At 72.9% G+C, this 8,313-nt stretch carries 10 protein-coding genes; 4 read left to right on the top strand and 6 right to left on the bottom strand.

Translation table 11 applies throughout. The features are described from left to right. Positions 1-193 precede the first annotated feature (193 nt). The gene (locus tag ABZW17_RS46345; RefSeq protein WP_354829312.1) at positions 194-1,024 is read left to right on the top strand and encodes an NAD(P)H-binding protein; all 831 of its coding nucleotides are present in this window, start codon (positions 194-196) and stop codon (positions 1,022-1,024) included. Here ABZW17_RS46345 and ABZW17_RS46340 read toward each other — a convergent pair. Next, positions 1,021-1,875: an EamA family transporter gene (locus ABZW17_RS46340; protein ID WP_354829310.1), complete on the bottom strand. Its 855-nt coding sequence runs from the start codon at positions 1,873-1,875 to the stop codon at positions 1,021-1,023. The two genes, ABZW17_RS46345 and ABZW17_RS46340, sit on opposite strands and share 4 nt — an antisense overlap. An 84-nt stretch (positions 1,876-1,959) precedes the next feature. On the opposite strand from ABZW17_RS46340, the gene ABZW17_RS46335 reads away from it, so the two are divergent. Continuing rightward, the gene (locus ABZW17_RS46335; RefSeq protein ID WP_354829307.1) at positions 1,960-2,850 is read left to right on the top strand and encodes a LysR family transcriptional regulator; all 891 of its coding nucleotides are present in this window, start codon (positions 1,960-1,962) and stop codon (positions 2,848-2,850) included. Here the strand turns inward: ABZW17_RS46335 and ABZW17_RS46330 are convergent. Then, positions 2,847-4,016: an MFS transporter gene (locus tag ABZW17_RS46330; RefSeq protein ID WP_354829304.1), complete on the bottom strand. Its 1,170-nt coding sequence runs from the start codon at positions 4,014-4,016 to the stop codon at positions 2,847-2,849. The two genes, ABZW17_RS46335 and ABZW17_RS46330, sit on opposite strands and share 4 nt — an antisense overlap. Positions 4,017-4,097: 81 nt before the next feature. Between ABZW17_RS46330 and ABZW17_RS46325 the strand changes: the two genes are divergently transcribed. Next, on the top strand, positions 4,098-4,628 hold the full coding sequence (locus ABZW17_RS46325) for an ABATE domain-containing protein (protein WP_354829302.1): 531 nt from the start codon (positions 4,098-4,100) through the stop codon (positions 4,626-4,628). Positions 4,629-4,676: 48 nt separating this feature from the next. Here ABZW17_RS46325 and ABZW17_RS46320 read toward each other — a convergent pair whose 3' ends face one another. Together ABZW17_RS46320 and ABZW17_RS46315 are read right to left on the bottom strand one after the other, a co-directional pair. Continuing rightward, positions 4,677-5,111, bottom strand: coding sequence for an OsmC family peroxiredoxin (locus tag ABZW17_RS46320; protein WP_354829300.1), 435 nt, complete (start codon positions 5,109-5,111; stop codon positions 4,677-4,679). Between the two features lie 11 nt (positions 5,112-5,122). Further along, positions 5,123-5,566 (bottom strand): MarR family transcriptional regulator, encoded by a 444-nt coding sequence (locus ABZW17_RS46315; protein ID WP_354829297.1) that lies wholly within the window; start codon positions 5,564-5,566, stop codon positions 5,123-5,125. 77 nt (positions 5,567-5,643) lie between these two features. Between ABZW17_RS46315 and ABZW17_RS46310 the strand changes: the two genes are divergently transcribed. Then, positions 5,644-6,150, top strand: coding sequence for a DinB family protein (locus tag ABZW17_RS46310; RefSeq protein ID WP_354829295.1), 507 nt, complete (start codon positions 5,644-5,646; stop codon positions 6,148-6,150). On the opposite strand, the gene ABZW17_RS46305 is transcribed toward ABZW17_RS46310, so the two are convergent. Both ABZW17_RS46305 and ABZW17_RS46300 read right to left on the bottom strand, forming a co-directional pair. Then, positions 6,137-6,898 (bottom strand): DUF1295 domain-containing protein, encoded by a 762-nt coding sequence (locus ABZW17_RS46305; RefSeq protein WP_354829292.1) that lies wholly within the window; start codon positions 6,896-6,898, stop codon positions 6,137-6,139. The genes ABZW17_RS46310 and ABZW17_RS46305 overlap by 14 nt on opposite strands. Then, on the bottom strand, positions 6,898-8,160 hold the full coding sequence (locus ABZW17_RS46300) for a cyclopropane-fatty-acyl-phospholipid synthase family protein (RefSeq protein WP_354829290.1): 1,263 nt from the start codon (positions 8,158-8,160) through the stop codon (positions 6,898-6,900). Before ABZW17_RS46300 ends, ABZW17_RS46305 begins: the two co-directional genes overlap by 1 nt. Positions 8,161-8,313 lie beyond the last annotated feature (153 nt).

Here is an 8,313-nt window from a genome sequence, read left to right as displayed (position 1 = left end):
CGGGGGGGGGGGCGTCCCGGGGGGGGGGCGGCGCCCCCCCCCCCCTCCAGGTACGCGACCCGACTCTCCAGGTACGCCAGCCGACCCTCCGGGTACGCGAACTGACCGTCCAGGTACGTCTGCGGAAACGTGTGCGCCTGGTTCTCGTATGCCGTACGATCTCGTATGGCATACGAGAACGAGGAGGGTGTTCATGACGATCCTGGTGACGGGGGCGACCGGCAGCGTCGGCCGGCTGGTGGTCGACGAACTGCTGGCCGCCGGGGTTCCCGTGCGGGCGCTGACCGTCGATCCCGGACGCGCGCAGCTGCCGGGCGAGGCGGAGGTGGTCGTCGGCTCGCTCGCCAAGCCGTCGACGCTGCCGGTGGCGCTCGAGGGCGTCTCGGCGGTGTACCTGGCGCCGATGGCGCGGACCGTCCGGCGGTTCTGCGAGCTGGCGGTGGAAGCCGGTGTCGGGCGGGTGGTCGCCTTGTCCGGCAGCAGCGTCGGCGACGACCACGAAGGCTCCAGCGGTCACGAGTACGCCGCCGTCGAGGCCGCCGTCCGGGACGCCGGGTTCGCGTGGACCTTCCTGCGGCCCGGCGTGTTCATGAACAACACGCTCGACTGGGCGCCGATGGTCCGCGCGGGCGAGGTCGCAATGGCCTACGGCGACGCCACGCAGACACCCATCGACCTCGGTGACATCGCGGCCGTGGCCGCCCGGGTGCTCACGACCGACGGGCACACCGGCGTCACCCACGTCCTCAGTGGACCGGAGGCGATCACCCTGCGCGGCCAGGTCGAAACCCTGGAAGCGGTGCTGGGCAAGGAAATCCGGTTCCGCGAGCTGACTCCGGCGCAGCAGCGCGCCCAGTGGATCGGCTGGGGCGTCCCGGAATCGGCCGTCGGCTGGCTGCTCGAAGGCTTCGCCGAGACCCTGCGCCACCCGCAGGTGCCGACCGGCGTCGTCGAGGAGCTGCTGGGCCGCCCGGGGACGACGTACGCGGCGTGGGCGGCGGCGCGGCGGGAGGCGTTCGCCTAGGCCGGCTGGCCGACCGGCTCCCGCGCCCCGGTCCGCTCCGCGCCGACCCCGGCCGCCACGACGAACACCACGCCCGCCGCCGCCCCGAGGTCCGGGACCTGGTGGAGGACGAGGAACCCGATCGTCAGGGCGATGGCCGGTTCCAGGCTCATCAGCGTCCCGAACGCGGGGGCGGTCAGCCGCCGCAGCGCCAGCATTTCGAGCGCGAACGGCACCACCGGCAGCAGGATCGCGAGCCCGAGGCCGGTCAGCAGCAGCGGCCAGGTCAGGTGCCCGAGCACGCTCGGGCCGTAGACGAGCGTCGCCACCAGGCCCGCCACCGGCATCGACACGGCGAGCCCGCGCACGCCCGCGACCTCGTCGCCGACCCGCTGCGTCAGCAGGATGTACGCGGCCCAGCAGACCGCGGACGCGAACGCGAAGCCGACGCCCGGCAGGTCCGCGCCACCCCGCCACGGCTGGGTCAGCAGCAGCACGCCGACCGCGGCGAGGACGGGCCACAGCCGCTTGCCGCCGCGGCCGCGCGTGACGGCGACGGTCAGCGGGCCGAGGAGCTCCAGCGCGCTCGCCGTGCCGAGTGGCAACCGGGCGACGGCTTCCATGAACAGCATGGTCATCCCCGCGGTGACCACGCCGAGGCCGCAGCAGGCGAGGAAGGTGCTCCGCCGGAACGACGACGGACGCGGCCGGACCACGACGAGCAGCAGGACCCCGGCCCACGCCAGCCGCAGCCACGCCGCCCCTTCGGGACCGACCTGGTCGAACAGGCCGACCGACACGGCGAGGCCGAGCTGGACGCAGAGCATGGCGGCGACGGCGAGGGACGCCCCGGCGCGTGACGTGGTGGGCACGCCGTCCAGCAAAGCCGACCACGACCGTTCATGTCCACGTGGCAATCGTGGACATACCGTTCGCAATTCGTGGACAATGGCGGAGTGGACACCCGCCGGCTCAGATTTCTCCTCGAGCTCTCCCGCCACGGCTCGATGCGCGCCGTGGCGGACGTGCTCGGGACGACGACGTCCACGGTGTCGCAGCAGATCGCCGTGCTGGCGCGGGAAACCGGCGTGCCCCTGCTCGAACCGGACGGCCGCCGCGTGCGGCTCACCCCGGCGGGCCGGCGGCTGGCCGAACACGCCGTGACGATCCTCGCCGCGGTCGAGGCCGCGCGTGCGGACCTCGACCCGCACGCCGAGCCGGCCGGCACCGTCCGGGTCGCCGGGTTCGCCACGGCCGTGCGCCGCTCGGTGCTCCCGGCCGCGGCCGCGCTCGCCGAGCACCACCCGCGGGTGCAGCTGCGGATCAGCGAGTACGAGCCCCTCGAAGCGTTCGCCGCGCTGCTGGCCGACGACATCGACCTCGCCCTGACCTACGACTACGACCTCGCGCCGGCCAGTGTGGACTCCGCGCTCACGGTGAGTCCCTTGTGGACAGCCCGGTGGGGGCTCGCCGTCCCGGCCGCCGACGCGTCCCGGGCGGGCGGCGACGGCACGGTGGCGGTGTTCGAGGCGTTCCGCGACCACGGCTGGATCGTCAACTCCCGCAACAGCGCCGACGAGGACGTGGTCCGCCGGCTGGCGGCGATGGCGGGGTTCACGCCGGCGGTGACGCACCGCGCGGACAGCCTGGAGCTGGTGGAGGACCTGATCGCGACCGGCCCGGCGCCCGCGGTCGGGTTGCTGCCGGCGGGCCGGGTCACGAAGCCGGGGGTCGTGTTGCTCCCGCTCGCGGGGCCGGAGGTGCGGCAGCGGGCGTTCGCGTGCACCCGCCGCGGGCGGGAGGTGTGGCCGCCGCTGGCGCTGGTGCTCGCGCTGCTGGCGCGTTAGACCCGCGTGCGGGTCATCCCGGCCAGGCCGAGCAGCGGCAGCACGCCGGCGAACACGACGACCGCCGTCCAGCCGCCGAGGTGGTAGGCGATCGAGCCCGCCTGGGAGCCGATGGCGCCGCCGATGAAGAACGTGCCCAGGTAGACGCTGTTGATCCGGGCGCGCGCGGACGGGTCGAGCTGGTAGATCGTGTGCTGCCCGACCACCAGGGTCGTCTGCACGGCCGTGTCGACGGCGATGGCGGCGATCGCCAGCAGGACGACGCTGTGCGCGCCGAACCCGGCGAGCGCGAACGCCGCGGCGCAGAGCACGAACGCGCCCGCGGTGAGCGGCCGGCCGTGGCCGTGGTCCGACCACCGGCCGGCCAGCGGGGCGATCGCCGCGCCGGCCGCACCCGCCAGCGCGAACAGGCCCACCCCGAGCTGGGAGTAGTTGAACGGCGGTGCGGTCAGCACGAAGGCGATGGTCGTCCAGAAGGCGCTGAACGCCCCGAACATCGCCGACTGGTAGAGGGCGCGGTGGCGCAGGGCCGGGTGCTTGCGCGCCATGGCGAAGGTCGAGCGGAGCAGTTCGCCGTAGCGGACGTCGGTCTTGGGTGCGCGGGGCGGCAGGATGAACCGCAGCACGAGGGCGAGCGCGGCCATCGCCCCCGCCGAAATCAGGAAGACGACCCGCCAGCCGGTGACCTCGGCGAGGAAGCTGGCGACCACCCGCGAGAGCAGGATGCCGAACAGCAGCCCGCTCACCACGCGCCCGACGATCCGCCCGCGGATGGCGTCGGGCGAGATGTCGGCGGCGAACGGGATGAGGATCTGAACGACGACCGACGCGGCCCCGACGGCCAGCGAAGCGATCAGCAGCACGGCGAACCCGGGCGCCACCCCGGTGACGACGAGCCCGGCGCAGGCGACGGCGAGCAGCGTCGCGACCAGACCGCGGTTCTCGAGCCGGTCACCCAGCGGGACCAGCAGCAGCATCCCGGCGGCGTACCCGATCTGGGTCGCGGTGACCACACCCCCGGCGGCGGCCTCGCCGACCCCGAAGGTCGCCCGCAGCTCGGCGAGCAGCGGCTGGGCGTAGTAGAGGTTGGCGACGGTCAGTCCACAAGAGACGGCCAGCAGCAGCACGAGCCAGCCGGGCGGGGCCTTCTGCTCGGTCTCGGTCATGCGTGCCCCCAGGGTCGTGGAACCGGTTTGATCGGTTCCCGACGGTACCAGTCAAACCGGTTCCGGCGTACTGTGACCCGTATGACGGACACCTTCCGCGCGGGCGCGGGCCGGCTGTGCCTCGACTTCATCCGCACCCTCCGGTACCGGGGGACGCCGTCGGAGACCGAGGAACTGCCGGACGGGCGGGCGTGGGGCGCGTGGATCGACCGGTTCGGGCCGTTCGCCGCGCCGGTCCGGCCGGCTTCGTCGCATGACGCGCGGAGCGTGCGCGAGGCGGTTTACGAGCTGGTGACGGGATCCCTGCGGCCGGCTTCGCGGCAGCGGTTGAACCGGTTCGCGGCGGCGCCGGTGCCGTCGCCGTCGTTGACGGTGGCGGGCGAATTGCGTTGGCAGGCTTCGGATCCCGCGTCGGCGATGCTGGCGCTGGTGGCCCGGGACGCGCTGGAACTGGTGACGTCGCCGGAGTTCGCCCGGGTGCGGCGGTGCGCGGGGGACCGGTGCGGGGCGTTGTTCCTGGACACGTCCCGGCCGGGCACGCGGCGCTGGTGCTCGATGGAGGTGTGCGGCAACCAGGCGAAGAAGTCGACTTATCGAGCCAAGGTGTCCTGACGCGGAACGGCCCCCTCGCCTCCGGGCGAGAGGGCCGTCCGAGGAACGTCAGGCGAGCGCCGCGTCCAGGGTGATCGTCGTGCCCGCCAGGGCCTTCGTCACCGGGCACGTCTTCTCGGCGGTCTCCGCGTATTCCGCGAACTGCTCGGCGGTCACGCCCGGGACGGCCGCCCGCAGCGTGATCGCGATCCCGCTGATCTCGAAGCCGCCGCCGGCGGCCGGGCCCAGCGTGACCTCCGCGCTCACGTCGATCGAGTCCGCGGTGATCTGCTGCGCCTCCAGCACGCCCGACAGGTTCATCGCCAGGCACGACGAGTGCGCCGCCGCGATGAGCTCCTCCGGGCTCGTCTGGCCGTCCGGGTTGCCCGCCCGGGTCGGGAACGACACGGCGAACGTGCCGGCGTTGGACGAGTCCAGGGTGACCTCGCCCTTCCCGTTCTGCAGTCCGCCGACCCAGTGGGTGGTCGCGTCGCGGCTGGGCATGAAGAGCCTCCTCAGTGATCGGATGCGTACGCGGTGGCCGACGCCGTCAGCCGCCGCAGGGTGGCGATGAGCTGCCGCCGCTCGTCGTCCGCCAGGCCGAGTGCGCAGCCGATCGCCGAGGGGACGCCGGCCGCGCGCGTGCGCGCCGCCCGGCCCTGCTCGGTCAGGCCGACCACCACGGTGCGTTCGTCCGCGGGCAGCCGGGTCCGCGTCACCAGCCCGGTGGCCTCGAGGCGTTTGAGCAGCGGGGAAAGCGTGCCGTAGTCCAGGTGCAGCGCCTCGCCGATCTCCTTGACCGGCCGGGCGTCGGACTCCCACAGCACCAGCAGCACCAGGTACTGCGGGTAGGTGAGGCCCAGTTCGCCGAGCAGGGGACGGTACGCGTCCGTCACCGCGCGCGACGCTGCGTAGAGCGCGAAGCAGGTTTGCTCGTCCAGAAGGAACTCATCCGGCACGCCGATAAACCTAGCGCACGATTACATCGTGCACAAGGTATCCGGAACTGTCGGACCCCTCTGGCAGAGTTCCGCCCATGACCGAACGACCCCAGCGCCCCAAGGTCCCGCTCACCGGCGACGAGCGGGAAGTCCTCACCAGCCTGCTCGACCTCCACCGCGCCACGGTCGCGTGGAAGGCCGGCGGGCTCACCGCCGAGCAGGCCCGGCGGGTGCACCTGCCCAGTGAACTCACCACCGTCGCCGGGCTGGTGGCGCACCTCACGCTCAACGAGTGGTTCTGGTTCGGCGTCGTCGTCGACGGCGAAGAGGACACCTGGGAGGAGAAGCTCGAGCAGGACCCGGACGCCGAGTTCCGGGTCCCGCCGGGCACCGAGGTCGCCACCCTCCTCGCCGACTACGAGAAGCAGTGCGCCCGCAGCCGGGAGATCGTCGCGAACCACGGGCTCGACGACCTGGTGACCCACAAGGACGAGACCTTCAACGTCCGCTGGGTCCTCACGCACATGATCGAGGAGACCGCGCGGCACGTCGGGCACCTCGACGTGCTGCGCGAGCTCACCGACGGGCTCACCGGGGAGTGACCTTCTTCGGCGGCAACGGGAAGAACCCGCTGGTCCGCTCGACGTAGTGCGCGTACGCCGGGCGCGTGCGGGCCATTCCCTTCTCCAGCATGGGTTTTCCCGTCCCGCGGGCCAGCGTGAACGTCATCGCCACGGGGGAGAGGACGGTCAGCGCGCCCGGCCACGTCGAACAGGCCAGCAGGTAGAGGCCCCACCACACGCACGCGTCGCCGAAGTAGTTCGGGTGCCGCGTGTAGCGCCACAGGCCCGTGTCGAGCACCTTGCCCTTGTTCGCCGGGTCGGCCTTGAAGCGGCGCAGCTGGTCGTCGCCGACCGTCTCGAAGGCGAACCCGACCGCCCACACGCCGATGCCCAGCCAGCCCAGGACGCCGATCCCGGTGCCGTCCACCGCGAACTGCACCGGCAGCGAGACGAAGTACAGCACCAGGGCCTGGAACAGGTAGATGCGCACGAACATCTTGAGCGGGCGGTAGCCCATCCGCGCGTACCGCGGGTCCTCGGGCAGCTTGTGGTTGCGCAGGTGCAGGTGCACCGAAAGCCGGACACCCCAGACGACGGTCAGCAGCACCACCACCAGCCGCAGGGACAGCGGGCCGTCGCCGAACGGGAACGCCGCGACCGCGACGATCGCGAACCCGAGCCCCCAGAACGTGTCGATCGTGTCGTAGCGCTTGCGCGCCCGCGCGATCCCGAAGGTCACGACCACCGCCACCAGCGTGACGGCGGCGGTGACGAGCAGCTGCGGCATCAGCACCACTCCCGCGTCGCCGGCATCCCGGACCGGCCGTGCTCGCCGGGCCGTACGGAAAGGATCTGGTCCACGCCCATCCGGTTCTCCTCGAACGCCAGTGCCCCGCCCACCAGGTACAGCCGCCAGACCCGCGCGCCCGTCTCGCCGATCAGCGCGACGACGTCGGCCCAGTTCTCCTCCAGGGTGTCGGCCCAGGCCCGGACCGTCCAGACGTAGTGCTCGCGCATCGCGTGCACGTCCCGGACCTCCAGCCCCGCCGACTCCAGGTGGTCGATGGTCCGGCCGACCGGGCGCATGGTCATGTCGGGGGCGATGTACCGCTCGATGAACGCGCCACCGCCGGGGGCGACGGTGCCGCGGGACATCTGCTGGATCAGCACCCGCCCGCCCGGCTTGACCATCTTGTGCAGCGTCGCCGCGTACGCCGGGTAGTTGAGCTCGCCGACGTGCTCGCCCATCTCGATCGACGCCACCGCGTCGAACGGTGCGTCCGGCAGCTCGCGGTAGTCCTGGCGGCGCACCTCGACGCGGTCTTCGAGGTCGTGCTGGGCGAGCCGGCCGCGGATGTGCGCCAGCTGCTCGGCCGAGAGCGTGATGCCGACGGCCTCGACGCCGTGGTGCTTGGCCGCGTGGACCAGCAGCGAGCCCCAGCCGCAGCCGACGTCGAGCAGCCGCATGCCCGGCCGCAGCCCGAGCTTGCGGCAGATGAGCTCGAGCTTGTCGTGCTGCGCCTGCTCCAGGCTCTGCGACTCCGAGGTGAAGTACGCGCTCGAGTAGGCCATCGACTCGTCCAGCAGCAGCTGGTAGAAGGCGTTGCCCAGGTCGTAGTGGTGCGCGATGGCGGACTTGTCGCGCAGCAGGCTGTGCAGCTTCCCGGACAGCCGGGCCTCCTCGGCGGGCGGCTTCGGCGGCAGGCCGGCGACGCCCAGCTTGGCGGCCAGCGAGACCGCCTCGGCCCAGTCGCGCGGCCCGAGTGCGACCCGGTTGAGCTCCCCCGTGCGGGTGAGGGCCCAGATCCGGCGGAAGCCGTCGGCGAGGTCGCCCTCGACGTCGAGGTCCCCGGTGACGTAGGCGCGGGCGAGCCCCAGCTCGCCGGGCGCGTAGAGCAGGCGGCGCAGGGCGCGGCGGTTGCGGAGCACGACGGTGGGCGCGTCCGCCGGGCCGGCGCGGGTGCCGTCCCAGGTGCGGAGGCCGACGGGCAGGGGGCCGCCGAGGAGCTTCTCGGCGAACGAAGCGAGACGGTGCGCGGTGTTCGGCATGCCCGGGATTCGCTCTCCCCGCCGCGGTGGATTGGTCGCCCGGCCCGCCGATCCGGCCACCCCGGCGGGGGGGGGGGGGGGGGGGGGGGGTTGGGGGACATGCCAAGCACAACCAACCAACAAAACAGGAGAAGAAAAACGAAAAAAACAAAA

The sequence above is a fragment of the Amycolatopsis sp. NPDC004625 genome (assembly GCF_040609695.1).
In the GTDB taxonomy this organism is placed as follows: domain Bacteria; phylum Actinomycetota; class Actinomycetes; order Mycobacteriales; family Pseudonocardiaceae; genus Amycolatopsis.
This window is presented reverse-complemented; position numbering and strand designations above follow the sequence as displayed.

Coding starts and splice junctions, on each gene's coding strand:
- ABZW17_RS46345 (WP_354829312.1), top strand. CDS start 194: ATGACGATCCTGGTGACGGGGGCGACCGGCAGCGTCGGCCGGCTGGTG.
- ABZW17_RS46330 (WP_354829304.1), bottom strand. CDS start 4,016: ATGACCGAGACCGAGCAGAAGGCCCCGCCCGGCTGGCTCGTGCTGCTG.
- ABZW17_RS46325 (WP_354829302.1), top strand. CDS start 4,098: ATGACGGACACCTTCCGCGCGGGCGCGGGCCGGCTGTGCCTCGACTTC.
- ABZW17_RS46320 (WP_354829300.1), bottom strand. CDS start 5,111: ATGCCCAGCCGCGACGCGACCACCCACTGGGTCGGCGGACTGCAGAAC.
- ABZW17_RS46310 (WP_354829295.1), top strand. CDS start 5,644: ATGACCGAACGACCCCAGCGCCCCAAGGTCCCGCTCACCGGCGACGAG.
- ABZW17_RS46305 (WP_354829292.1), bottom strand. CDS start 6,898: ATGCCGCAGCTGCTCGTCACCGCCGCCGTCACGCTGGTGGCGGTGGTC.
- ABZW17_RS46300 (WP_354829290.1), bottom strand. CDS start 8,160: ATGCCGAACACCGCGCACCGTCTCGCTTCGTTCGCCGAGAAGCTCCTC.